At 48.4% G+C, this 23,950-nt stretch carries 20 protein-coding genes and 1 pseudogene; 12 read left to right on the top strand and 9 right to left on the bottom strand.

Annotated elements, in window-relative coordinates:
* Positions 1-5 precede the first annotated feature (5 nt).
* Positions 6-923 (top strand): helix-turn-helix domain-containing protein, encoded by a 918-nt coding sequence (locus ACYVC2_RS29740; protein ID WP_461108860.1) that lies wholly within the window; start codon positions 6-8, stop codon positions 921-923.
* Between the two features lie 393 nt (positions 924-1,316).
* Here the strand turns inward: ACYVC2_RS29740 and ACYVC2_RS29735 are convergent, their stop codons facing one another.
* Positions 1,317-3,731 carry an ABC transporter permease gene (locus ACYVC2_RS29735; protein WP_461108858.1) on the bottom strand — a complete coding sequence of 805 codons (2,415 nt, stop codon included), beginning with the start codon at positions 3,729-3,731 and terminating at the stop codon, positions 1,317-1,319.
* A gap of 1,285 nt (positions 3,732-5,016) precedes the next feature.
* On the opposite strand from ACYVC2_RS29735, the gene ACYVC2_RS29730 reads away from it, so the two are divergent.
* Positions 5,017-5,409, top strand: coding sequence for a barstar family protein (locus ACYVC2_RS29730; RefSeq protein WP_461108856.1), 393 nt, complete (start codon positions 5,017-5,019; stop codon positions 5,407-5,409).
* Positions 5,410-5,580: 171 nt separating this feature from the next.
* On the opposite strand, the gene ACYVC2_RS29725 is transcribed toward ACYVC2_RS29730, so the two are convergent.
* Positions 5,581-5,940, bottom strand: coding sequence for a winged helix-turn-helix transcriptional regulator (locus ACYVC2_RS29725; protein WP_461108854.1), 360 nt, complete (start codon positions 5,938-5,940; stop codon positions 5,581-5,583).
* A gap of 128 nt (positions 5,941-6,068) precedes the next feature.
* Between ACYVC2_RS29725 and ACYVC2_RS29720 the strand changes: the two genes are divergently transcribed.
* The 5 genes from ACYVC2_RS29720 (at position 6,069) to ACYVC2_RS29700 (ending at position 10,653) form a co-directional block, all read left to right on the top strand.
* A complete protein-coding gene (locus ACYVC2_RS29720) occupies positions 6,069-6,857 on the top strand; it encodes an SDR family oxidoreductase (RefSeq protein WP_461108852.1) in 789 nt (262 codons plus the stop codon).
* A gap of 53 nt (positions 6,858-6,910) precedes the next feature.
* Positions 6,911-7,234 carry a nuclear transport factor 2 family protein gene (locus ACYVC2_RS29715; protein ID WP_461108850.1) on the top strand — a complete coding sequence of 108 codons (324 nt, stop codon included), beginning with the start codon at positions 6,911-6,913 and terminating at the stop codon, positions 7,232-7,234.
* A gap of 101 nt (positions 7,235-7,335) precedes the next feature.
* A complete protein-coding gene (locus tag ACYVC2_RS29710; protein WP_461108848.1) occupies positions 7,336-8,268 on the top strand; it encodes a hypothetical protein in 933 nt (310 codons plus the stop codon).
* 347 nt (positions 8,269-8,615) lie between these two features.
* The gene (locus ACYVC2_RS29705; protein ID WP_461108846.1) at positions 8,616-9,251 is read left to right on the top strand and encodes a hypothetical protein; all 636 of its coding nucleotides are present in this window, start codon (positions 8,616-8,618) and stop codon (positions 9,249-9,251) included.
* Between the two features lie 58 nt (positions 9,252-9,309).
* The gene (locus ACYVC2_RS29700; RefSeq protein WP_461108844.1) at positions 9,310-10,653 is read left to right on the top strand and encodes an erythromycin esterase family protein; all 1,344 of its coding nucleotides are present in this window, start codon (positions 9,310-9,312) and stop codon (positions 10,651-10,653) included.
* A 164-nt stretch (positions 10,654-10,817) separates the two neighbouring features.
* Here ACYVC2_RS29700 and ACYVC2_RS29695 read toward each other — a convergent pair whose 3' ends face one another.
* Both ACYVC2_RS29695 and ACYVC2_RS29690 read right to left on the bottom strand, forming a co-directional pair.
* Positions 10,818-13,502 (bottom strand): ABC transporter permease, encoded by a 2,685-nt coding sequence (locus ACYVC2_RS29695; RefSeq protein ID WP_461108842.1) that lies wholly within the window; start codon positions 13,500-13,502, stop codon positions 10,818-10,820.
* Positions 13,503-13,505: 3 nt separating this feature from the next.
* On the bottom strand, positions 13,506-13,832 hold the full coding sequence (locus tag ACYVC2_RS29690) for a PadR family transcriptional regulator (protein ID WP_461108840.1): 327 nt from the start codon (positions 13,830-13,832) through the stop codon (positions 13,506-13,508).
* 197 nt (positions 13,833-14,029) lie between these two features.
* Between ACYVC2_RS29690 and ACYVC2_RS29685 the strand changes: the two genes are divergently transcribed.
* The gene (locus tag ACYVC2_RS29685; RefSeq protein WP_461108838.1) at positions 14,030-14,707 is read left to right on the top strand and encodes a porin family protein; all 678 of its coding nucleotides are present in this window, start codon (positions 14,030-14,032) and stop codon (positions 14,705-14,707) included.
* Positions 14,708-14,797: 90 nt separating this feature from the next.
* Here the strand turns inward: ACYVC2_RS29685 and ACYVC2_RS29680 are convergent, their stop codons facing one another.
* The 4 genes from ACYVC2_RS29680 to ACYVC2_RS29665 all read right to left on the bottom strand — a co-directional run bounded on the left by ACYVC2_RS29680 (position 14,798) and on the right by ACYVC2_RS29665 (position 18,414).
* On the bottom strand, positions 14,798-15,463 hold the full coding sequence (locus ACYVC2_RS29680; RefSeq protein ID WP_461108836.1) for an IS5 family transposase: 666 nt from the start codon (positions 15,461-15,463) through the stop codon (positions 14,798-14,800).
* 241 nt (positions 15,464-15,704) lie between these two features.
* Positions 15,705-16,181 (bottom strand): hypothetical protein, encoded by a 477-nt coding sequence (locus tag ACYVC2_RS29675; RefSeq protein ID WP_461108834.1) that lies wholly within the window; start codon positions 16,179-16,181, stop codon positions 15,705-15,707.
* 115 nt (positions 16,182-16,296) lie between these two features.
* The gene (locus ACYVC2_RS29670) at positions 16,297-17,151 is read right to left on the bottom strand and encodes a hypothetical protein (protein WP_461108832.1); all 855 of its coding nucleotides are present in this window, start codon (positions 17,149-17,151) and stop codon (positions 16,297-16,299) included.
* Between the two features lie 249 nt (positions 17,152-17,400).
* A complete protein-coding gene (locus tag ACYVC2_RS29665) occupies positions 17,401-18,414 on the bottom strand; it encodes a sterol desaturase family protein (RefSeq protein WP_461108830.1) in 1,014 nt (337 codons plus the stop codon).
* 433 nt (positions 18,415-18,847) lie between these two features.
* On the opposite strand from ACYVC2_RS29665, the gene ACYVC2_RS29660 reads away from it, so the two are divergent.
* From ACYVC2_RS29660 to ACYVC2_RS29650, 3 genes and pseudogenes are all read left to right on the top strand, one after another.
* Positions 18,848-20,437 (top strand): ABC-F family ATP-binding cassette domain-containing protein, encoded by a 1,590-nt coding sequence (locus ACYVC2_RS29660; protein ID WP_461108828.1) that lies wholly within the window; start codon positions 18,848-18,850, stop codon positions 20,435-20,437.
* 26 nt (positions 20,438-20,463) lie between these two features.
* Positions 20,464-21,054 (top strand): TetR/AcrR family transcriptional regulator, encoded by a 591-nt coding sequence (locus ACYVC2_RS29655; protein ID WP_461108826.1) that lies wholly within the window; start codon positions 20,464-20,466, stop codon positions 21,052-21,054.
* Between the two features lie 67 nt (positions 21,055-21,121).
* Positions 21,122-21,319, top strand: a pseudogene (locus tag ACYVC2_RS29650) (SDR family NAD(P)-dependent oxidoreductase); the annotation flags it as partial.
* Positions 21,320-21,568: 249 nt separating this feature from the next.
* Here the strand turns inward: ACYVC2_RS29650 and ACYVC2_RS29645 are convergent.
* Positions 21,569-23,245: a hypothetical protein gene (locus tag ACYVC2_RS29645; RefSeq protein ID WP_461108824.1), complete on the bottom strand. Its 1,677-nt coding sequence runs from the start codon at positions 23,243-23,245 to the stop codon at positions 21,569-21,571.
* Positions 23,246-23,513: 268 nt separating this feature from the next.
* Between ACYVC2_RS29645 and ACYVC2_RS29640 the strand changes: the two genes are divergently transcribed.
* Positions 23,514-23,873 (top strand): nuclear transport factor 2 family protein, encoded by a 360-nt coding sequence (locus tag ACYVC2_RS29640; protein WP_461108822.1) that lies wholly within the window; start codon positions 23,514-23,516, stop codon positions 23,871-23,873.
* Positions 23,874-23,950 lie beyond the last annotated feature (77 nt).

Genomic DNA, 23,950 nt, shown 5'->3' with positions numbered 1-23,950 from the left:
CCTATATGCTGCACTATAAGACGATCAGCGACTGGTTCCGGGCCTGGCACTTGCCACCACCTGAACATCCATTGATCAGTGTCGTTCAAGTAGAGGCTACCCGAGTGATGGGCTCTGGCGATGCCGTGACCAGTTTTTGTGACTTCTATTGCATCGCGATCAAGCGGGTTAGCGGTGCCGAAGATCTCAAGTTGAAATACGGGCAGCAACCGTATGATTTCAACGAGGGGATTATGGCATTCGTCTCGCCTGGCCAGGTGACCAGCCTTGCTGTCGAAAAAGACGTCGAAATAAAGCAATCGGGATGGCATTTGATTATTCATCCCGATTTTCTGTGGAACACGCCCCTGGCCAACACCATCAAACGCTATACGTTTTGGGATTATGCGGTCAACGAGTCCTTGTTTCTTTCAGAAAAAGAAGAGGAGATTATCCTTAGTATCGTTCAGAATATATACCGCGAAACGCACGCTAGTATTGATACATTCAGCAAGCCGATCATTCTATCCCAGCTGGAAAGCCTGCTCAACTACGCTGAGCGGTTCTATACCCGCCAGTTCATTACTCGCCAAAACGCGAACCATCAGCTACTGGATCGGCTGGAAAAAGTACTGACTGATTACTTGAACAGCGGGCAAGCGGCCATCCAGGGATTACCCACTGTAAACGAGATAGCCGGTCAACTCAACATCTCCCCCAAATACCTGAGTAGCCTGTTAAGAATGCATACGGGGCAAAATACCCAGCATTATATCCACGAAAAATTGATTCAAAAAGCTAAAGAACGCCTATCCACCAGTGAGCTTTCCATGAGCGAGATCGCGTACGAATTGGGCTTTGAACATGTGCAATCGTTTAGCCGTCTGTTTAAAGCGAAGACCCATCTAACTCCCCTGGGCTTCAGGCAGTCGTTCAAAAACTAGCCATTGAACTCACCGCCTGTCAACAAGCCTGCCGCTATTAGCTGGGCAGATTTTGTGTTTGTTCAGCGTGGTCATCTCTAAACGACTCTTTATAGGTAACTACTTCTTTCCAGGCGAAGCGCGTTTGGGCTGACGATTTAGAAAGCAATCTGCAACCCGTTGAACAGGCAGGCGGTCGAATTACCAACCCATCTTCTCGTACCCAAGTGGTCGAAGGGGCCATTTCCCTGATCCCACGAGTAATGAATTAGCCGCAGAAGCCATAATTATAGACTCGTTCTATAACTAACGTCGTTGTTGCAAAAGTGGATCAGTATATAAAAAATCGGTCAGGTGCTAGTATGCTAATGACCACTCCGCTGCCCAATCGACTATGCGTTTTGCAACTCACGATCATTCGGTTTTAAGCGCTACGGCTGGATTCATTAAAGCCGCTTTTCTGGATTCATAACCAACCGTCAGAATGGTGATGAGAACGGTAGAGAGCAACGTAACAACAAAGATCCACCAGCCAAACGGAATGTGATAGACATATCCCCGCAGCCAGTTGTTCATCAGAAACCAGCCAATGGGTGCGGCCAGCAAAAAACCGATGACCAGCAGACGACTGAATTCACGGCCAAACAACCACAGGAGTTCATTGGCGCTGGCACCCAATACTTTACGGACGCCAATTTCTTTGGTTTTCGCTTCGGCAATAAAGGCTACAAGTCCATACAGGCCCAGACAGCCGAGCAGAATGGCGATCAGAGAAAACACTTCGGCCAGACCCAGCAGAATCCGTTCGGTGAGGTAAAACTGGTTCAGCAGATCATCCACAAAATCAGCTTTGAAGACGTGGTCCGGGAAAAGCTGATTCCAGTTGGTTTCAACTGCTTTTACTGTGGCAGGCAGATCGACTGGATTCAGCTTGAGCGCGATCATGTGGTTTTCACGGTAAAAATTCAGAATAGTCGTCGGCGGAATGGCTTCGCGTAATTCGCTGGTATGGAAATCGTTCACAACACCGACAATGGTTTTGGTGCTCCCCCATAGTTTGAGCTGTTTGCCAAGCACGTCATCCGGTGCGTGCAAACCCAACTGCTTGACCATCGTTACGTTGACAAGTGCTTCACTGTTCGTTGTGTCGTTGTTCAGAAAGTTGCGGCCAGCTACGAGTTTGATGCCAAACAACGGAACAAAATTTTTGTCACCGACTTTAACGGTGGTTGGAAATTTCTCGGTTTCGGTATGCGTATCGTACGTAAACGGCACCGGAATCCGGCGGTGCGAAGCGGGCGGCTCGACGCATAGGGAAACCTGCTCCACGCCCGCGAGGTGCGCCAACTGATTCCGTACTACGTCCTGTTTTAGGGAGTTAGTTGGCGGAACAGATACCATCAAAATCGCTTCTTTCTGAAACCCTAAGTTGGTTTGTTGCATGTGTCGCACCTGCGCGATCATCACAATCACGCCAATCATAAAAAGTTGCGTGATGAAAAACTGCATGACCACTAAGCCGCGACGGACGGACAGGCTTCCGACTTGCTTAGCCGTCAATTGCCCGTAACCAGCCCGCAAAGCCGCTACCGGATTGAACCGGGACAGGACTAACGATGGATAAAAACCGGCTACTAAAATGACTCCGACGAGTAAACTGCCAAACCACACCAGGGCATTGGGTTTAAAAATGTCGAGGATTGACAGGTCGGTATGAAGAATAGCCAGCGCCTGGTTCAGTAAAGGCAGGACCAGTTGAGCCAGCAAAAGAGAGACGATAACAGCCGCTAACGTAACGAGAGCTGTCTGGGTCATAAACTGCCCCGTCAACTGCCGACGTGAACTGCCCATCACTTTACGGACACCCACCTCTTTCGATCGCTTTAGGGCGAAGGCTGTCGTCAGATTGATGAAGTTGATACAGGCCGCCAGGACCAGAAAGAGTCCGACGGCAATCAAGGCATAAAGAATCGGCCGAGGGGCTCGTCCACCGTACTGCGGATTATGATTCAGATTGTCGAGCGTAAGGACGTGAAACGTAAGCTTCTTAGCCTCCTGCGTCGTCAGATAATGCTGCCGGATTCCATTCAGACCATCAATGAGCCGGGCGACGGGTGTTCCTTCACGCAATGTAACAAAACACACGGTTGAAACGCTTTCCCAATTTTGCATCGCCTGCTTCCCCTGATCACCCGACAGCACGGGGATGGTCGCGTAAGAAATGAAAATATCGTAGTGCAGTTTCGTATTCGAGGGTAAGTCTTTCACAAGCCCCGTAACTGTCAAGTCTATCTGGTTATCAAAGCGTAGCGTTTTTCCGATGGGATTTACTGAGCCGAAATACTTTTGGGCGTACTGTTCGGAAATCACTACCGTGCTGGGGGCTGACAACGCCGTCTTTGGATTGCCGCTCCTCCATTCTACATCGAAAATGTCGAAAAATTGAGGCTCTGTAAAGCACAGATTGCGGGACTCTTCAAACTTCTTCGCAAATCCTCCTTTACCGTCCGGTACGCTAATCATGCGTCCGAACATATTTTCGATCCGAACGACGCTCTGGGCAAACGGAAATTTTTGCCGTAACACGTCGCCCAGCGGTCGGGGTGTAGCGTCGGTGGGAATGACGTTGTCCTGCCGAATGTCGGTAACAACCCAGTATGTTCGGTCTGCTTTCGCGTGATAGCGGTCGAAACTGAACAGGTAGCTTACCAGTAGAAAAATCACGATCCCACAAGCCAGGCCAATGGATAAGCCAATGATGCTTATGGCGCTGATTTTGCGATTACGCCAGAGATTGCGCAGAGAGATTTTGATATGGTTGCTGAACATGGATGTGTTGGGGATCGGTTGGTTGATACAATTAGAAATTACGTAAGTATAAGTTAAATCTATATATAATTTACCTGTATATAAAAGATAAATTTTGCCTCTGGTCGCTTTCGCAAACCATCAAGGATTCTATTCAAATAAGTAGGAGGGGTGTTTTTGAGTTAGAAAGGTATGTCTCATCTATGAAACACCCCGTTTTTAACGCAGTTACATGAACGAGACTTCGTCTTAAGAAGGAGCGGTTTATGAGAATATAAATCCTTAAGCCCGCAATCTGTTTTTGAAAGGCATCGAGGGTCAGGCAAACTATTGTTTATCGCATTAGGCTGTGCTGCAACCAACCATTCGCTTCTCCGGAAAAGACCCTGAAAATGATGTTGTTAATAAAACATAATGGAGCTTCGGGAACCGACGCGGCCGTCGTATCCCGCTTGATTCATGATAATTTAAGTGCAAACTATAGTCCATTTACAATAACCAGCATGGGGAGTGCACTTAAAACCTGAATCAAATTCATAGATGATTCATAATGGGTTTCTAAACTCGAAAAGGGTTCTGTTGGCAATGGATTCATTGATTCACACTATCAATCGGGCAAGTCTTAAAGTAGGTTTGAAGGGTTTGTTTAATGCAATTCTTATTAATATATAAGCCCGGATCACGCACATTTCAATCGCGGTTGTTTTGTGACAACTGATGATTCTCAAAGCGACTAGCAGCAAGAGCAAAACCTTATTTTTATGGTTCTACGGGTTGGCTCATACGCTTACAGGACCTCATAACGACCACAAGCCTGGATTGCTGAGAGTTGCCTAATGATTTTTAAATTATACCTGGGGTACCTTTTGGCTGATTAGCGAATTGCTATTCGAATTTGTGCTGTCTTCATTCTTTTTTCCGAATACGTTAGCAATTTTCTTAAGAATGAGGTTGATACCGATTCCATCAAAGAGCCAAAAAAACCATTTAGCGAGCACTTCGAGTATGTCCATAGCTAGTAAAATTAGTTAACTAACAATCAAGATATTCTTTGCTGAAAGTAAGCCTTAGCGACTGTTCATCTACTCTACTAGTAGAAAACAACGTTAGCCACTGGCACTCATGCCAAAGCGATAGCTTGTGAACAAACGTAGTTGCTCGTTTTAAAAAATACTCTAACCTAAGACGATGATGGCAGCCTGTTTTGCTGCTGAAAATTCATAGTTTAGGCGAGAGGACTACGTATGAAAGTCGGTTTTTTACCATTAATGAGATAGCCTGGTATGTACTGACCCGGAAGTGAACTATGATTAAACAGATTGAAATTAACGGAAACGCCATCAACGACATTGCCTCCTTTTATGAAGAGATCAACCGGGTATTTATGGGGGGAGAAAGCTGGCTGATCAGTCAGAGCCTCGACGCCTTTAATGATTTACTGTATGGGGGCTATGGCATTCTGCAGGGAGCTCAGTCGGTTGAAATTGTCTGGCGCCATATTGCCCATAGCCGGGATACATTAGGCTATCAAACTACTCGAAGTTACTATCTGGATAAGCTAAGGCCCGGATCCCCCTATGATAAAAAGCTGTTTGAAGAAAAGCTGAGCGCTCTGGAAAATGGCGTTGGAGAAACGTATTTCGACAGTATCATGGCCATCATTGCTGAGCATCCGAAAATTAAAGTAATTAGTCAGTGAAGTTAGGTTTTGTCAGTCAGGCTCTGGGCAGGCAATTGACAGTTTCTCTCATCTAAAGCCGCGAATACTTCTTGCTCCCTCCCGAGACAATGTAAGCGATGCCTCCATTTTCGGATTTTATGGGACGCCAAAGAAGTGCATTTCAACTGGCCAGGATGGTTATCATCGGGATTAAGGGGTGAGGGACTTCAGAATGAGCGTCCGCAAACGCTGGTCATGCTGGTCACCCCACTGCCCGATTGCTCCAATAACAGGAATCAGGGATTTGCCGAATTCGGTGAGATAGTAGTCTACTTTGGGCGGGACAACCGGGTAAATTATCTTCCCTACCAACTCGTGTCCTTCCAGTTTCTTTAGCTGTACGTTCAGCACACGCCGGGAAGCCCCCGGAATTTTTCGCTGTAACTCGCTGGGACGTGTAAATCCTTCGTGGATAAACCACAAAAGCCGCATCTTCCATTTACCGTATAGTATCTCGCCAATCAGGTCGAGCCCGCAGTTCAACTCGGGCAATGTTTTTCGTTCGTACATACGACAAATATAACCAGGGGCGCTGGGCCCTTCAATAGGGATAAATTTATCCCTATCTGATTCGTAAGTCCGTACTTGTCAGCACCTGCCATACGCCCGAAATTTGCCCTAAACAAAATGACATGCTTATGGACTTTAACTTTGATGACGAGCTGGCGGGTAAAATTGTATTGATTACCGGAGGTAGTAAAGGAACGGGTAAAGCAATCGCCGATCGCCTGTTGAAAGCAGGGGCAACGGTGATCATTACGGCCAGAAACAAGCCGGAAGGCGAAACGAATGCCACCCATTTCATTGCTGCCGATTTAAGCAAGCCGGATGAAGCCCGGAAAGTAGTCGACCAAGTACTCGATCAGTTTGGCTATCTGGACATACTGGTGAATAATCTAGGGGGTGCCGAAACGCCTGGTGGTGGGTTTGCGGTGCTGACCGACCAGGATTGGGAGTCGTCGTTTCAGACTAATCTGTTGGCTCCTGTCCGGCTAGACCGTGGTTTTTTGCCGGGCATGATCGATCGGCACGAGGGGGTTATTATCCACATCGCGTCTATCCAGGCGAAATTGCCCTTGTATGATTCTACCCTGCCTTATGCCGCTGCGAAAGCGGCCCTAGTCAATTACAGCAAAAACCTTTCTAATGAAGTGTCACCGAAAGGCGTGCGTGTACTCACCGTATCGCCGGGGTGGATTATGACCACGGCTTCGAGCCGAATGATGGACCGTATCGCTCAGAGTTCGGGTGGTACCCCTGAACAGGCGGCTACCGATGTAATGAACGCCTTAGGCGGCATTCCCTTTGGTAGAGCGGCCTGGCCCGAGGAAGTGGCTGAACTGGTTGGCTTCCTGGCTTCGCCCAGGGCGGCTTACCTGACCGGCACCAACTTTGTGATTGACGGTGGAACGATACCCACTGTTTAGGCAGGCATTTTGTAAACTAGTAGTCTGGAATAGCCACGTAAATCCTACGAATCATGCAACTACCTGATAACCTAGAAGGCCTTATTGAGGCACAGAACAATGTAAACAGCACCGCCTTTGCTGCGTTTTTTACAGCTGAAGCCACCGTTTCCGATGAAGGATCTGCTTATTCGGGCAGAGACGAAATTAAGCAATGGATACATCAGGCAACCGAAAAGTACCATATGCAGCTAAAACCTATCGATTTCAATCAAACCGGCTCAATGGCGGAGTTGACTGTCGAAGTAAGCGGTACATTTGATGGAAGCCCGGCTCTTATGCACTACCACCTTGAACTGGACGATACCTTAATTCGCTCATTGAGGATCACTGGATAAACGGTCTGTTCATAAATAGACCCGAACGGCTCCGGGGAACACGTACTTTCCAACGGAGCCGTTCGGAAGAAACAGGACAAGCTTACCTATTGAACAACCCTATGATTGGCAAACCAGGGAATATACTGGCGATTTCAGCGTTAGTCCTGCTATTTTTCTCCGCAGGTACGTCGGCACAACCGGTGGATTCCGTACGCACCACAACCGATCTGTTGCAACGGATTCGAATAGCTCCTGAAAGCGTCTTCAATATGTTCCGCGAGGCCGGCATGAAGCCCGTTAATCGCAATCTGACGCCCGCTCAAAAAGAAAAGGTGAGCCATGCATTTGCGCTGTTGCCCCCTTTACATCAGCAAATTTTAAAACAGCATTTGCACAGCATCAGCTTTATGGATAATATGCCCAACACGGCATTGACTTCGCCCGTCGATTCTGGCGGCCTGCCCAAGCGGTTTACGATTACTTTTCGGGCGGGTTTACTGGATGAGACCATTTCAGAATGGGCATCGGCGAAAGAGAATACGTGCTTTGAGCCGGCAGATAAGGCTGATTATAGAGTTCGCGTTGAAGGGGGTAATATGGATGCGATCGTTTACGTGCTCATGCATGAGGCCACACACATTGTCGACGCGGTGAAGGAGATTACCCCACATCCCGCCGAAATAAATTCAGTGATTGAACCGACACGGTTTACCAACGGTATATGGCGCTTAATGAACGTGCCCGTCACTGCGTACCTTGATCCGCTGCTGGAAAAAACCCGTTTCCGAAGTGGAAAGGCGGTGCCGATCAGCCTGGCGCCGGAGGTTTATAGAAAGCTCTCGAAAACGCCCTATGCGTCGTTATATGCCATGGCCGCCTGGTCGGAGGATGTGGCTGAGCTAGCCACGATCTATCACCTCACCACCCAATTGAAGCAACCGTTTTATGTGGTCGTCACCAAAGACAGTAGTGAGCTGGCCAGATTCGAACCCATGAAGAACTCACTCGTAAAACAGCGATTGGATCAACTAGCGATTTTTTATGCGCAGTGATTGACTCTACGTCGTGGACCCCAGTGAGGGCCAGCCGGTAGTGTTCACTTACGGATGGTCCCTGAACAAGGCGATATACGAATATCAATACCTGTATTTGGTTGAAAAAGGGTTCCGAGTCATTGGCATTTTTCTTCGTGGTTTTGGTAAATCCGACCGGTCGCCTTCATCTTAAGCTAGCTCCGTATGGCCTAAAAAACCACTTCAGGTTGATTCTCTGACAGATCGATAAGCTTTATTTCGTGATATTATATTTAACTACTATTTAATTATCTTTTTTTAAGGGTAGTAGTTTCAGTTGTAGCTGCTCTTTTCGCCCTACTTACGTTTCGCTATCTCACGAAGTTATGAAAGCCATTATCGGGCTCGTCGTTCAATTTGCCTTACTCATCCTCGTCAGTGCCTGTAAAAAGCAGGAAACTCAGCCCCAGTCCATCGCTAATGCAGTGATCAACGGCGATTTTGAAGCGACTCCCTATCAGGACTGGCGCTCGGACATCAACCGAAACTCACTGGCAAAACCTAACAGTTATACTGTCGACTACACCACAGAAGCGGCTTCCTCACCCACTCATTCCATTAAGGTGAGCTGCAATGCCGCCTACAATGATTCCACCTATCACCTCTTCCAGCAGGATTTTTATATGGCCAACTCGTCAGCCCCGGCCGGGGCTAAGGTCATATCGGTGCCAGCTGGGGCTAAGTTAACCATGAAGGCTAAAATCAAGACCGTCAACATGAAGGGTGAGGGTATCTCCATCGCCATTGGTGGCAGCTATGGAGCCGATAGGAACTATGCGTCGGCATTCTTTGCCGAATCCAGAGGGAAAGTATCGATCACCGGGACCAATGATTTTAAGGAGTACACCATCAGCTTTGATTCATTTCCGGCGAACACCTACAACGTGTATGTATTACTCTTCTTTTTGCCAGGCACGACTGGTACAGCTTACTACGATGACGTGTCTTTAGCGGTTAATTAAGTACATTACGATTTCCGACAACCTAACCCTCAATTGACCGGCGCATTTGGATAAGGTTATGCTCTCACCAACCTATGGGCTGCTCTGGCTTCTGGGCCTGTGGCTGTTCATGGCAGGTTGTAACCACACGGAACCTGATCCGAATCAGGGGCTATCGACCAGCCAGCTCGCCGTCGTTCGGGCGCTGAACCAGGTGGCCTTACCGATTCAGGACGCTGATCCGACCCGTAGTTTTACGGACCTGGCCCCACTGGATAGCGTCCTGGCTAACGCCCAATTGATTGGACTGGGAGAAGGCTCCCACGGTACCCACGAGTTTTTTCAAATGAAAGACCGCTTGTTTCGGTATATCGTTCAGCGCCACGGTGGTCGGGCGCTTGGCTTTGAAGCTAGCTTTGGTCTTTGTGTTACGGTCAATCGGTTTATTCATGGAGAAAGTACCGCTTTCGGCTGGGCCACCGATGCCGCCCGAAGTTTGCGGCTGTTGCCCTGGCAGGTTACCGAAGTGAGCGATCTGCTGCAGTGGATGAAAGACTACAATAAGGGTAAAACTGCTGATCAGCAACTCTCGTTTTATGGCTTCGATTGCCAGTCGGCCGATGATAACTTTCCCCTGATCCGCGACTTTCTAACGACGGTCGATCCGGCTTCGGTCGGCCAGCTGGATTCGCTGGCGAGTTTATATTCTCTGAGTGGGGGCTCCAGCAGCCGGGCTGCCTGGGGGCAGTATTCCCAGCGTTTACCTCCTTTATACAATCTGTTTGTTAGCCACGAGACGCAATGGATGGCTGCGGGTGGTCAGCGGGCGTATCAACTGGCCCGTCATGCCGTGCGGGTACTGATTCAAAATCAGGATGTCATCAGCAGTAATCAGGCGACTTGTTTGAGTTATTCGAAACGGGACCAGTATATGGCCGAAAACATTCAGTGGCTCAGCCAGACCCTGGGTAGTACTAAACTAGGCTTATGGGCGCACAGTGGTCATGTCGCTAACCTGGCTTCGGTTTGCGGCTCTGCTTCGATGGGGTATTTGCTCAAGCAACAGTTGGGCAATAAGTATCTGATTGTGGGGACAAGTTTTTCCAGTGGCACCTTCACGGCGATCGATGAGAGCCAAGCCAATCGCCCTCTCAGTAGCTTATCGATTCAGGCCGAGTCGATCAAAAGCACCTCGAACTACCTGTTAGGTAAGGTTCAGTACCCTAATTTTATGCTTAACCTGACCCAATCACCTGCGGATTCCTCGTTGCGTAGTTGGCTCCAGACGGCTCAGCCATTTCTATTGATAGCGGCTAACTACGATAATCGTAATCTGCAACAGGTTCTGTATACGTATCCGCTAAGGGGTAGCTTCGATGTTCTGATCCACTTTCGGGATACGACGCCAACCCACATTCTGTAAGCTATACTTACAGTATTCTCAAAATGCACTCCTGCGTAAGGCGAGCGAACCGTCGTATCTGCTTCTCAACTGGCCGCTTCCTGAACCCTACATTAGCTGTAAACTACCAAAGGCACTCACTCCATGTTAATGCCTCTGGTAGTCGACCGACACAAGGATGTCTATTATTCGCTTCGCAAGCTCTTCACCGGGTTCATTAAAGCCGCTTTGATGGCTTGGTAGCTGATGGTTAACAGCGTGATTAGCAGGGCAGCCGTAAGCACGATCAAAAAGACGCTGACGCCAATGCTTATTCGATAAGTATACGCTTCCAGCCACTTTTGCATGGCGTACCAGGCAATGGGCGACGCAATGACAGCCGCAATCATGACTAACTGGACAAAGTCTTTTGAAAGTAGTCCCCACACATTCGCTATGCTGGCTCCCAGCACTTTGCGGATACCAATTTCCTTGGTACGTTGCTCTGCCATAAACGAGGCCAAGCCAAACAAACCCAGGCAGGAAATGAAAATGGCCAGCATACAAACAATAGCCGAAAGGTTACCAATGAGCTCTTCGTCGTTGAATTTTTTGGCGTACTCTGTGTCGGCGAATTTATAGTCGAATGGAAAACCAGGATTGTACTTATCAAAAATGGGCGTCATTTTCTGGATAGCTACGGATGGGGCTACCGCTGGATTGATGCGCACGGCAAGAAAACTTGTCCAGTTTTCAAAGACAATCGTCAACGGACGGATGGCCTGATAAGGCGATTCCATAACCAGGTCAGGCACTATCCCAATAACGGTTCGGTCTTTTCCTCCCCATCGTAGTCGCTCACCCAATGGGTGCTTCAGGCCCATGCGTTTGACCGCCGATTCATTTAGAATGACCCCCGACGAATCAGTCGCAAAATCCCTCGAAAAATCGCGTCCTTCTTTGAGCGTAATGCCCAGGGTTTTAATGTAATCGTAATTGGTCGTAATGGTCGTGAAAATAGCCGACTTATCGTCGGGTGTTGATCCTTTCCAATCCCAGCCACTATTGCTGCTCCAGATTTCTGTAGGTGGCGAATTGGTTTGACAAATTGAAGAGACGACGCCCGTAGCCAGTAATTCGGCCCGAAGGGCGTCAAAATGGGTCATTAAATTGCTGGAAGAGTTGACCGAAATGAGGCCTTTATTGGTAAAGCCAGCCGGTCGGTTTTTGCCGTACTGTATCTGCTCATAAATGATGAGGGTACCGATCATCAACACAACGGAAAACGTAAACTGAACGACAACCAGGGCTTTTCGGGGTAATGATGCGCCTGTCCCGATATGGATTCCCCCTTTTAAAATCCTGATGGGGTTGAAGGACGACAGATAAAGCGCCGGGTAACTGCCGGCCAGTAAACCGGTAAATAGCGTGAAAACGATAAGCACGGCCCAGAAAATGGGATTGCCAAATTTGATGGTCATCGTTTTCTCCGTAAGCGTATTGAAATAAGGCAGTGATATCAGGACAATGCCTAAAGCCAGCATCAGGGCCAGCACAGCAATTAGGGTCGATTCGCTCAAAAATTGTCCAATCAGTTGTTTACGGCCCGAACCCACGGCTTTCCGTACACCCACTTCTTTTGCTCGTTTTTCCGAACGAGCTGTGCTCAGATTCATAAAATTGATGCAGGCAATGACCAGAATAAATAGAGCGAAAACCCCGAACAGCCGTACGTATTTAATAAAACCGCCCGCATTTTTTCCCTCGGTAAACTCCGAGTAAAGTCGCCATCTGGCCATAGGATGCAGGAACAAGGCAGGCTTCACCAGCTTTCTTACATTAGGATCATTCGTTAAGTGGGCTAGCACTACATCTTTTATTTTTGCGTTAGTTTGCGCCGGATCGATACCCTCTTTGAGTTGGACGAAGGCCTCCCACGAATTATTTGCCCAGTTCGTTTTGTGGTATTTCACTACCCAATCGTAGAGCTTTTCCTGCAACTGCCAGGGAAGCAGATAATCGAATTGCAGCGTAGCATTCGTTGGTTGTTTGGCAACCACGGCTGTTACTTTCAGATCGACCGTATTATCCATTCGGAGGGTCTTACCGATCGGGTCCTGATTGCCAAAAAGTGCATGAGCGGTTTCGTCAGTCAAAACAATTGAATACGGTTCCCTAAGTGGGTTTTTATTCCCATTCAGGATATTCAGCGAAAACATGTCGATGGCATCTTGGCCAATGTAAAGCCCGGTTTTAAGGAATTTTTGGTTGGCAACAACCAGCGAACGCTGGCCTCCGCCCCGGCTATACATAGCAACCGCCTTAAAGTCAGGGTAGTTGGCTTTCAGTTCGTCGCCTAACGGAAACGGTATGGCATCCTGCGTACCCCGACGGCCCTCGAAGGTTTGGTTCATTTTTACCTGATAGAGGGTCCCGTAGTTTTTATGGTGTTTGTTGGCCGATAATTCATCATCGATCCAGATGCCAATGAGCATCGCGACTGCCATGCCCACGGCCAGCCCACCAATGTTGATGGCGGAATACCCTTTATTTTTCGTGAGCGTTCGAAAGGCGATTTTGACATAATTCTGTAGCATGGTAGGATGAAGGAAAGAGATGGTTCGAACGTCGGCCCGGCGGCTTGCGGGCGATGAGTTTATGTTTACTGTAACTGCTCGAAGTCGGCGACTGATAAAATAAGGTCGACAAAAGCGGATGACTTCCCAGCCGTACAACCGCCGGGCGGCCGATTCGCCTACCTGAGCCACTTGCTCGTCAAACTGTTGATGCAGGTCGCCCAGTAATTCTTCCTGTAACTCAGCCGGGCAGACAAGTCGTAGTAACCGATCGGCCCAGGCTGGCGGTGACGGGGTAGGTGGCGGTTGTGGCATGGTTTACGAGAAGGATAAGTTGGGTATAGCCGCCCACAAGTCGTTGCGCACCAGCCGTATGTCATCCAGGGTGCGTTTACCATAGGCCGTAACCGAGAAGAGCCGCTTTCGACGCCCTCCCCGAGCGGCTGTAGCGCCCCCTAATGCCGATTTGACGAATCCTTTTTCTTCCAGGCGGTACAGGGCCACATGAACCCCGCTGAGGTTAATCGGGCGGTGGGTTCGTTGCTTTAACTCTTCAGCGATAGCTAGTCCATAAGCGGTTCCATTCAGGATGGCTACGGTCAGCAGGACGAGTTCTTCAAATTCTCCCAGATAGGTTCTGCCCATAAATTTAGCTTAGCGATTCATTTTCTTGTTATTTGCTAAACAAATCGGGTGCCACAAATCTAACCGGCATACTATCAATGATTTATACTGAATTGCACTAGCTTAGTTGTCCGAAAACGTACAGGCTATGTCCGTTCCTGAACGATAGCCAGACGTGGCTGACTACCGGCGGACCGTACCCACAACACGTAGACAACATGGCGACACTTAACAGATCTAAAATGATTATCGATCACGTTGGTAGGAAACTAGCACTTCTAAGTAGTATGCTGCTTGTAAGTATTGGTTATACGATGGCTCAGTCCTCAGTAACTTATAGATTGGGAGTAACAGCCGGGGTCAATGCCGCTCAAATCAAGCAGGCTGAGCTGTCTGACTTATTTTGGCGTTACAATGCAGGTCTAACTCTGGAACAACGTTTTTCATCTGCCCTAACTATGGCTTATCAAGTATTGTACGCTAAGCAAGGCAGTAGCAACCCCGTAATGGGTCTGGGCGGTAATGATAAAATAATCAATGAACTCAACTATTTAACTTTGCCAATAATGATGCGCTTTACCCGAGAATCGAAAAACTTTTTCCTCCAGGCGGGTGTCCAGGGTGGTTATTTACTAAATGGCAAAGGGTATTTTGCTTCTGCTAAAAATCAATCTACTTCATTTCGTCATACCCATAAGTTTGATCTGGGCTTGCTTGGAGGGGTTGGTTATCGGCTGGGTAATTACGTAGTTGTTGACGGCCGCTATTACTATGGACTTCATCCCATTTTAGCCGATTATACCGCTCCTGACCCACTAACGGGTGTGCCTACAGTTTATCGGGCAACCAAATGGTATAATCGTGTATGGTCTCTGAATCTGAACTACTACTTTTGAGTCCATTGCTTTCCTGACTTGATTTCTTTCTACAAATACAGGTATGGGAACTCTTTAGAGCGTGTTGGGGAATTAGATTTGGCAGTGGAGTTAGATTCGCTGAAGCATTAGTTGAATGTTGGCCAAATACAGCCAGCTGACCGAAGATAATAGCGTGTACTCGTAATCTTTGACGATTCGGCGGAAGTAATTTGTCCAAGCAATGATGCGTTCCACTACCCAGCGCTTAGCAATGGGCACAAAGCCCTGGGCCGATTCGGGACGCGATGCCTTTTCAAAGTCAATGCTCCAATCGGCTAATACTTGGGCAAAAACGCCATTATAAGACTGGTCACCATACACTTTTTCTAGCCGTTCGCCCACCCGCCAAAGTATAGTGCCAATCAGCGTAACAGCAGTTGGACCATCGGCTTGATTAGCCGGGTGAACCGCTGCCACCCAGAGTCGGCCTTGGGTATCGACAACAAACTGTCGCTTGCGGCCATTGACACGTTTGTTGGCATCTAAACCTCGATACTCGCAGATCATAGGATTTAGCTTAACACTTTGTGAATCAATGCATAATGCAGAGGGATTGGCTTCTTTATGAACCCGTTTACGATCTAGTTGATTCAGGGCTACATTAATTCGCTCAAACGTACCGTCTTGCTTCCACTGATCAAAATAATAGTATACGGCTTGCCAGTTAGGCCACTCTTCAGGCAGATTTCGCCACTGACTCCCTGTTCGCAGGAGCCACAAAATGATGTTAATCATCTGACGTAAATCGTGTTTTCGCTTGCGTTTAAGCCAGGCCGCTGGAGCGGTTAAAGAAAGGCGAAATTGCGACCCATTGAGGGTCGGTCAGTTTTAAGAACTGTTTGGTCATCACTTTGCTGCTTGGTCGCTACAAAGTTGGCACGACTCTCAATATTTCTCAATTCCCCAACACACTCTAAAAAGTGCCAGGTCTAGTAAAAATTACAATTGCGGGGTCTACAAACCGCACTCGATACGCTTACTGAATTGCCCTTAAAATGCAGGGCACAACTTTGTCTTCAGCCAATTTGTAATTTACTAAGAGCACTATGTTTTGAAAGCGATTGTAGTACTGGCTATTGCCTGCCACCGGCACAAAGCCATCATCAATTGCATCATGAGTCAGATAGGCGAGTGTCGATGATCCCTCATTCCACGCTATTTCGCTCACAAGTCCATCGCTTTTGCGAATCCGGACAAGAATTTGTGTCGTATCACTTTCCTTCCTGTAGGCATAAATAGTGCTCTCTGGTCGTTCTTTACTCGAAGCAAACTTGAATCGCTTCATGCTAAGTATGCTTTCTATAGTTGGTTTATGCTTGAGAAGCAGCCCTTTAAGTTCGTGGTAATCGAACGCTTGTTTATTCGGGATTGCCTGGGCTTTTAGGGAATAAGGAGTTGATATAAAGCCCAAAAAAATCATTAAAAGCAGTGTCCTAATCAGTGTGTTTTTCATGATCTATACCTGTTTTATGTAAGTGCTTTCAGGGTGACCAAAGCACAAAACTTCGGACCATATACTCATGTATCCACTGTCGCTTCAAACCTGTCTGCTAGCGACAAAAAGGCGTTCATCGATCCTGAGTCGCGTTCGGAATACGATTGACCAAGTTCAACAAATTGAGTGCCATCAGATAGGGCATAATGAAGGGGAAAGCAGGAATGGACACTAAATAAGTTGCCATTTCGACCGGTTCGACCGAAACCGAAGGCAGCACACTCAACAAAGCGCCCATTAGACTGAAGACCATATAGAGCCTACAGGCGCTGGGCCTGAACCAACCTGCCGACTGTAAAGCTTGCGCAAAAGCAGCCGTAGCCAAATACAAAAGGGCGACCTCCACCCCGCTGATCCAGCTAAAAAGAGCCCGCATTGACAAGTACCAATCCGGTCTTTTCGCAATTGAAGAGGCCGAAAAGTTGGCGAACGATTCCACTAAAAAGCTGCCCCAGTAAGCCATATTGGCAATAAATAAAGGCAGAGCCATGGTCATTGTCAGTAAGCCCAGTAAGGAATAGGTCTTCTCACCGCTTTGGCGGAGTTTGTCGGTCAGCAAGCCGAAGCCAACCGTGATCAGGATTCCCCCCGCTATCAGCAGGGCATAGCGGATCTGTTGCTCGGTAGCGGTGGCCACCCATTCGGGTATAGAAGTCGGCGGAGGTCCCATGCCGGCGAAAAGGCTGAAACCGATCCAGGGGATAATCACCAGCAGAGCAATGGTACCGAGTTGTCTTTGGCCAGGATCGGGATTGGTGAAATAAGGCTTTCCCAGGCTCCAAACGGCGATGGCCATCAAGGCTGCATGGGCCAGCCAGATGGATAGATAAAGTTGGGGTTTACTGTGGCCTAGCCCTAAAGCCACACCAGCGGCTAAAAAGGGAACAAGAGTAAGGTAGAACCGGCTGAGTGCTTGTCGGTTGATCATGACCAGGTGGGGCGGCAAATCCAGCTAATTGAGTTGGCCAATCACACATTACTCGGACAACTACCGTAAACGACGTTTTCTCGGTAAAGGTCCCCAACAGGAGAGGAATAAGCTTCTAGAATGAGCTGTACTGATCAGACCGGGGATCAATGGCGACCCGGCACAATCGGTATGCCGACCCAGGAAGGACTGTGCGGTTTAGGTCGGCCGTCGTCCTGCCCGGTTGTAAACACACCCGTTACTGTAGGCTTAGCTTACTGGAGCCGCCGAGGTATCAGTGGCCTCCTGCAGATAATGGTGGCGAACCACTTTCGCCGTTTTGTGATCGCCTGTGTGACTCCAGCCAGGCGGCATAACTATGTATAAGAGCTTATTTTTTAAGCCAGGAGCCCGCTTTATATCAATAAACAAGGCGTAGAATTCGCCAAAATAGGCATCACCAAAATGCCCCCGTCTGATCTGCCGGGATATGCCATATTCAATTTTCAACTCTTTTTCTTCGGTTTGTAAGGTACCAAATGCTTTGTCCCAAATAGGCAATAGATTACAAAAGTTAGTATCCATGTAAAGTGGGTTCTTGGCATGGTGCACGCGGTGGTGGGAGGGGGTAAGCAGAATGCGATTGAGGAAGCCCAGCCGGCCGTCTTTCAAGAGGTTTTCTCCCACGTGAATAAAGGCACCCCAGGTCCCATCGATAAACATGATGAGAAATAAAAGCGGAGGATTTACCCCCAGTAACAGGCAAATGGTAGTCCGGACAACGTCGGCATAGGGAGCTTCCAAAAAAAAGTGGGCATAGGTGACCGACAGATTCATGTCTTCCGGAGCATGGTGGGTAGCATGCAGGCACCACAACAGCCGCACTTTATGTCCCAGGTAATGATAAACAAAGTGAGCTAGTTCCCAGACGACATACCCGTAGAGGAACCAGTACCAGGTAAGGGTAGTCTTCAGCAAGGCGTGTTCTTCAAACAGCGCAATGCAGTAAGCCACTGCCCCAATGGAAAGATAGCGGGAAACGAAGCGGTTAAAGATGTAGATCAAAAAGGGCATCTTATAATTTTCCACCTTAAAGTTGCGGTATAAGCCGCCCCGAATGAGTTCGATCAGTAATAGCAACGGAATCAGGGGCGAGAGAGCGGACTGGATGCCCTTCCAGGTGAGCAGGGATTGGTAATCACCGGAGCGAAACATCTCCATCCAATGGTGTATACCCAGGAAGCCGGTAAGCTCGTCAACAAGAAGCTGAATAGTATCTGTCATCGTGAGTTGCTTAAGAGTTGAAAAAGTAAAGTTCTCCAAAAAAGAGAAGCTAAAAAAGGAAAAAGCCTACTGATGGCTAGTTAGATTCGAGTAATTTGGTCAATGGTCTGTCGGGTTATTACCTCTTTTAAAGCAGTACCGCAGGTAACTGACAAGTATCTGTCGTGGTCCTGAGCTAGTCTTTCAGATCAGCGATTCGCTATACAGGCCAGAAAGCCAGGGACTTTTTCCTTGCCTGATAGCGACGCACAAACCGGCAGCTGGACAGATTGATTCTGGACTCCCGTAATAAACGGCTGGGAAAGCGTTGATTTCAAGAGGGATACCCATTTTTTAAATTTAACAATTTTGTTAAACAAAATTGTTAAATTTGCCTGTTGTTTGACGATACGACGACTGTCAGTGTCGTTTACCCGTCTGTACACCTATTGATATGAGTTTAACGATCCGGTCATTAATCTATAAACATCCCGATAAGGAGTTGCTGTTTGAGGATCTGAACCTTACCCTGAATGCCGGCGAAAAAGCCGCTCTGGTGGGTAACAACGGAACGGGGAAATCAACCCTTTTGCAGCTCATTGCCGGAAAACTGCTTCCATCAGCGGGCCAGCTCATTGCGACTGAAACGCCCTGGTATATACCCCAGCACCTGGGCCAGTACGACAGCTTGACGGTTGCTCAGGCATTAGGCGTTGATCGAAAACTACGCAGTATCCAGGCAATCCTGTCCGGCGAAACCGACCCGCAGTTTTTTACGGACCTGGCCGATGACTGGGAAATCGAAGAGGCTGTAGTGACTGCCCTGGCGAGCTGGGATCTGACGCATGTAACGGCCGATCAGCGGCTAGGGGAGTTGAGTGGTGGGCAGAAAACGAAGGTATTTCTGGCAGGCATGGTCCTTCATAAGCCGGGTATCATTTTGCTCGATGAACCCTCCAATCACCTGGATGCGCATAGCCGGGAGCAATTGTATCGTTTTGTCAGGTTGAGTACCGCTACGTTGCTGGTAGTGAGTCATGACCGCACCTTGCTCAATTTACTGCCGACAACCCTGGAGCTTAGTGAAAGCGGCCTAACCGTTTTTGGCGGGAATTTTGATTTTTATCGCGAGCAGAAAGAAGGCCAGGTTGGGGCTTTGCAAGCACAACTGGACGAGCAGGCCAAAACCTTGAAACAAAGTCAGCAAAAGGCGCGGGATATGGTCCAGCAGCGTCAAAAAAAGGAAGCCACCGGCAGGGCTGCTGGGCAAAGCCAGTCGCTACCGCGCATTATTGCCGGTGGGCGGAAAAATAAAGCTGAGCAAAGCACCGCCAACCTGTTGAACGCCCACAACGAGAAGGTTGCGGGAATCGCCGAAAACATTCGGCAGATTCGGTCGCAGATTCAGTCTTATCAGGTCCTGAAAATCGATATTGGCGCTTCTTCGCTACACCGTGGAAAAGTGCTGATCGATGCCAGGCAACTTAGTTTTGGGTACGGTGACACGCCCTTGTGGAAGTCGCTGACGTTCCAGATCCGCTCCGGCGACCGTATCCAAATCGAGGGTGACAACGGGGCCGGAAAAACAACTCTGTTACGCTTGCTGACCGGCAGTTTGGAGCCTCTGCGGGGAACTATTCAACGAACCTCATTCACTTACCTGTATCTTGACCAGGATTATACGATGATCGATCCCAACCGAACGGTGTATGAACAGGTGGAGCACTACAACAGTCGACACTTACCCGAACACGAAGTAAAATCACTACTGATTTATTCGCAGTTTGGGCAGGATATGTTCGAGCGACCATGCCGCGGATTGAGTGGGGGCGAAAAAATGAAGCTGGCTTTATGCTGTTTAGCCGTCAGTAACCACACGCCCGACATGCTGATCCTGGATGAACCGACGAACAACCTTGATGGGCAAAGCTTAGACGTGTTTACGGCATCCGTAAAGAATTTCAACGGTACGTTGCTGGTTATCTCGCACGATGCCTATTTTATCCAGGAAGTTGGAATCGCCAGCCGAATTCACATAGCCTGAAAAATGAACGGTTTACCCTTACGCACATGCCATCTAAAGACACCGGAACTGAACAACTGATTAAAGAAACGGCGAAACGGATTTTTTTTGCCGAAGGCAAGCTGCTCGCCACCACGCAGGACATCGCCGACGCGGCCGGGGTTAACCGGGCGTCCCTGCATTACTACTTTCGGTCTCGGGATCAGTTGATTGACACGGTTTTTCAGGAAGCTATGCAGGCGCTCAGCCAACGGCTGGCCAGCGCTATGAAATCTCCCAGACCTTTCCGGGAAAAAATCGAGGAGCTGATCGAGGTTTTTCTGGCCGACATGGTTGCTTATCCCTACCAGGAAACCTTTCTGATTACGCAGCTCAATACCGTAGGGCACCACTTGATCGAGCATATAAATATCGACCCGACGAATACGTTTCTGGCCGAAATAGAACAGGAGATGAAGAAGGGAACCCTGGAGAAAATGAACCCCATTCATTTTCTGATGAATCTGTTTTCGCTTCTTTCTTACCCCCTCATCATGGCCCCGCTTTATCGTCAGTTCTTTGATCTCTCAGAGTCTGCGTTTAAGACGCTGATGAATGAACGTAAAGACCTCATTGCCCGCGTGCTCTTCAGAGCCTGATAGAGGGCGAAATCAGTCATCTGATGTATATCGGCTGGCGTAGTTAACGGCGGCCACAGAATTAGGAATAATTGGTACAGTCGCTGATCAGGGTCAGCTGGCCGCTATAGACGAACTGGCCGCTTGTATGAGGAATACCTACGGCAGAATAGATAGTCTCTTTATCAACGCAGGCATTGTCGGAGGATCCAGCATCGAGCAGGCAACCGAAGACGCGTTCGATACCGTTATGAACGTCAATTTTAAAGGTGCCTACTTCACCTCGGGAGAGGTGGCTAACATTGGCCGATTTGGGCAACCGGTGCTTTGGGCCCACCCCTTACTTTTGTCCCGTAGCCAGATCCCTTTAGCCAGATATATAGGCTCCGCACGAACCAACTGGCTCATTCACTTCGGCACAGGTGGCGGCTGTTCCTGTCGTGAGCGTGACGTTTTGCGGGTATATTTTTTCATTCATTTGAATCATAAGAACCCTATTTTCAGTAAGCATTTATGCCATTCTGGGTGTGCCGCTTTACTGGCCGGTGTTAACCTTTACATTCCGAAACATGAACGGATTATCACTGACTCTCAATGTTTTTCCGCTGGTAGTCGTTACATTTCTGAGAATGACCTCTTTGGTGATAACGTAGGGAAACTTTTCCTGGTAGGAACTGTCCGTCAGTTGCGGATTGAAATTGGCAAAAATGGCAGGCCCCCGGTAATTTTCCCCATGACTGGAGTCGTCGATACGCAGATTGTCAATTGTGATTCGTTCCGGCATGTAGCAGGTATAGCCGAAATCATGCTGACCGGAATTGGAGCCACTTAGTAGGTCGGCACCGGTGAATTTACCCCCTGCTGGCACGAAAACACAGTTGCGAATCACTAGCTCGCCCTGCCAGCTACTCCCATAGTCGGGGCGCAGGTTGACCAGGCTCCTGCCGCGAATGGTCGAATTTTCTACCAGTAAGACTCCGCTGCCAATGGCGTTGATTCCCATATGGCCCAGGGTAGAGTTGCGGATGGTAGCATTGGCAACTCCCTGGTGAGCATCAAACCGCGAGAGAGTGCACTGATCGTAAAGAAGATTTTTGCAGAAGTTAGAACCCAGGATTCCCCAGTACGTATTGTCGTCGATGTTATTGGTCTGACTGCAATTCACGAAGGACACATTAACCGCCCGGTTGACCGAAAGGTCGTACGTACCCATAGAGACAGGCTTACCGGCCGCCCCAATGGTGCTATAGGTTTTATGACCGGTCAGGATGGTGTTTTTTACCGTGACATAGGCGCAGTCACCAATATTGATGAAACCGCCATAGGGTGCACCGTGCGCTTCTTCACCCGTGATGCGGTGCTCCAGTCCCTCAACCAGCACATTGGATCGTCTGATGGCGATGTTTCGATCATAATAGGTATACTTCGATTCGGCTTTATTGGCAATCGTGGTGAAACGCCCCCCCGTGATCGTCAGTAGTTTCTCGTCGATGGGCAGCGCAGAGATGTCGGTGATCTGATCGAAATCCCAGAGGACGGGGGCGTTCATATCGATGTTGCCGTTTTTGTCGACGACAAAAATATCGGTCTGCGAAGAGCCATTATTTTGATTGAGACCAAACCGGATGTATTGCTTTACGTTCGCATTGGTGACCGTGACCAGACAGCGGCCCGGCAAAGACGCGTCAATTTTTTGCTGATTTCTCTTCAGGGCTGGTAGCTTTTCGGGAGTAAAGGATTTGTGCTCTGAACTGACCGTGAAAACAGACGCATTACGATTTTGTACCTGCGTGTCGTCAATCAGGAAGGAGGCTGTGCTGAAATCCGTGTCTGTCTGAATAAGCGCTGTGCGCTCTTTGCCGCCAATGTAGTAAGTAGCTCCCGGGTCGGCTTTGACCAACAGGCCGTACCGATTGGCAAAGGCATGGGCCGCAGCGATTGCGTTCATATCATCGGCTTTGCCATCCCCTCTGGCACCGAAATCACCATAACGAACCAGGCCGGCGGCTTTATATTTACGGACATCCTTTGGGGATACGTTTAGCAGCAAGTCGCCGTTTTCATTGATGGATACCTGGGTTTTCCCTTTATTGAAAGTGATCACGACCTGGTCATGTGAACCTTTGGGCTGCCCTTGTGTCACTAATGCGCCTAGTACTAAGAGAATTGTTAGCAGGCTATCCTTCAATACATGAGTTAGCGTAGTCGTCATAAATATGGGAAAGTGGCGGATTAGGGCCATTTACTCAAGGAAGGACGAAGCCCGTGGAATGTGAACAATTACACTGATGGTTCAGAGAAGAGGCCCGAACAGATTGATCTCCATCAACAGGTTTAATTACCGGCGTGAGCGAATACCTGAAGGCGAGATTACGTCCACATTCTTTATTGATATACATCAACGTTTGGCACCCAGGGCAACGCTTACTTTTGGGCGCCAACATCGTATCGTTTTCGAAAACAAACCAACCCCTCTACTAATGAATGCTCAGTCAATGAATACGCTCCAGCAAACCCATACCGCCGTCTGGAATGAAAAAGACCGCACAACGCGTGATGCACTGATGCGAACCATCTATGCCGACAATATAAAGATGTACGACAAGGATTTTATCCTTACCGGTATGGCCGCCGTTTCTGACTTTATCGACAAGCTGTTTGCGGGTGATGACAATTTCACGTTTACCGTAACAAAGCCCTTAGAAAGTACGCAACACGGAGCCCGGTTATACTGGAATATTCGGACAGGTCCTCAGCCGAATGTATTGACCGGCATGGATTTTTTTGTCGTAGAAAATGAAAAAGTAGCGCATCTGTTTGTTTTTATGGATGCTGACTAAACGTCTACTGCTTGCCAGATCAAGGCTGTTTGTTTGTTAAAAATGATGTTCTTTCCACGCTCATCCGTTGAAGAGTA

The organism is Spirosoma koreense (genome assembly GCF_054777875.1).
Note: the sequence above shows the minus strand (reverse complement) of the source record. Positions and strands in the feature narration are given on the sequence as shown.

What these genes read in the sequence shown, in the direction of transcription:
- ACYVC2_RS29740 (WP_461108860.1), top strand. Translation starts at nt 6, where the DNA reads ATGCTGCACTATAAGACGATCAGCGACTGGTTCCGGGCCTGGCACTTG.
- ACYVC2_RS29735 (WP_461108858.1), bottom strand. Translation starts at nt 3,731, where the DNA reads ATGTTCAGCAACCATATCAAAATCTCTCTGCGCAATCTCTGGCGTAAT.
- ACYVC2_RS29730 (WP_461108856.1), top strand. Translation starts at nt 5,017, where the DNA reads ATGATTAAACAGATTGAAATTAACGGAAACGCCATCAACGACATTGCC.
- ACYVC2_RS29725 (WP_461108854.1), bottom strand. Translation starts at nt 5,940, where the DNA reads ATGTACGAACGAAAAACATTGCCCGAGTTGAACTGCGGGCTCGACCTG.
- ACYVC2_RS29720 (WP_461108852.1), top strand. Translation starts at nt 6,069, where the DNA reads ATGGACTTTAACTTTGATGACGAGCTGGCGGGTAAAATTGTATTGATT.
- ACYVC2_RS29715 (WP_461108850.1), top strand. Translation starts at nt 6,911, where the DNA reads ATGCAACTACCTGATAACCTAGAAGGCCTTATTGAGGCACAGAACAAT.
- ACYVC2_RS29710 (WP_461108848.1), top strand. Translation starts at nt 7,336, where the DNA reads ATGATTGGCAAACCAGGGAATATACTGGCGATTTCAGCGTTAGTCCTG.
- ACYVC2_RS29705 (WP_461108846.1), top strand. Translation starts at nt 8,616, where the DNA reads ATGAAAGCCATTATCGGGCTCGTCGTTCAATTTGCCTTACTCATCCTC.
- ACYVC2_RS29700 (WP_461108844.1), top strand. Translation starts at nt 9,310, where the DNA reads ATGCTCTCACCAACCTATGGGCTGCTCTGGCTTCTGGGCCTGTGGCTG.
- ACYVC2_RS29695 (WP_461108842.1), bottom strand. Translation starts at nt 13,502, where the DNA reads ATGCCACAACCGCCACCTACCCCGTCACCGCCAGCCTGGGCCGATCGG.
- ACYVC2_RS29690 (WP_461108840.1), bottom strand. Translation starts at nt 13,832, where the DNA reads ATGGGCAGAACCTATCTGGGAGAATTTGAAGAACTCGTCCTGCTGACC.
- ACYVC2_RS29685 (WP_461108838.1), top strand. Translation starts at nt 14,030, where the DNA reads ATGGCGACACTTAACAGATCTAAAATGATTATCGATCACGTTGGTAGG.
- ACYVC2_RS29680 (WP_461108836.1), bottom strand. Translation starts at nt 15,463, where the DNA reads ATGATTAACATCATTTTGTGGCTCCTGCGAACAGGGAGTCAGTGGCGA.
- ACYVC2_RS29675 (WP_461108834.1), bottom strand. Translation starts at nt 16,181, where the DNA reads ATGAAAAACACACTGATTAGGACACTGCTTTTAATGATTTTTTTGGGC.
- ACYVC2_RS29670 (WP_461108832.1), bottom strand. Translation starts at nt 17,151, where the DNA reads ATGATCAACCGACAAGCACTCAGCCGGTTCTACCTTACTCTTGTTCCC.
- ACYVC2_RS29665 (WP_461108830.1), bottom strand. Translation starts at nt 18,414, where the DNA reads ATGACAGATACTATTCAGCTTCTTGTTGACGAGCTTACCGGCTTCCTG.
- ACYVC2_RS29660 (WP_461108828.1), top strand. Translation starts at nt 18,848, where the DNA reads ATGAGTTTAACGATCCGGTCATTAATCTATAAACATCCCGATAAGGAG.
- ACYVC2_RS29655 (WP_461108826.1), top strand. Translation starts at nt 20,464, where the DNA reads ATGCCATCTAAAGACACCGGAACTGAACAACTGATTAAAGAAACGGCG.
- ACYVC2_RS29645 (WP_461108824.1), bottom strand. Translation starts at nt 23,245, where the DNA reads ATGACGACTACGCTAACTCATGTATTGAAGGATAGCCTGCTAACAATT.
- ACYVC2_RS29640 (WP_461108822.1), top strand. Translation starts at nt 23,514, where the DNA reads ATGAATGCTCAGTCAATGAATACGCTCCAGCAAACCCATACCGCCGTC.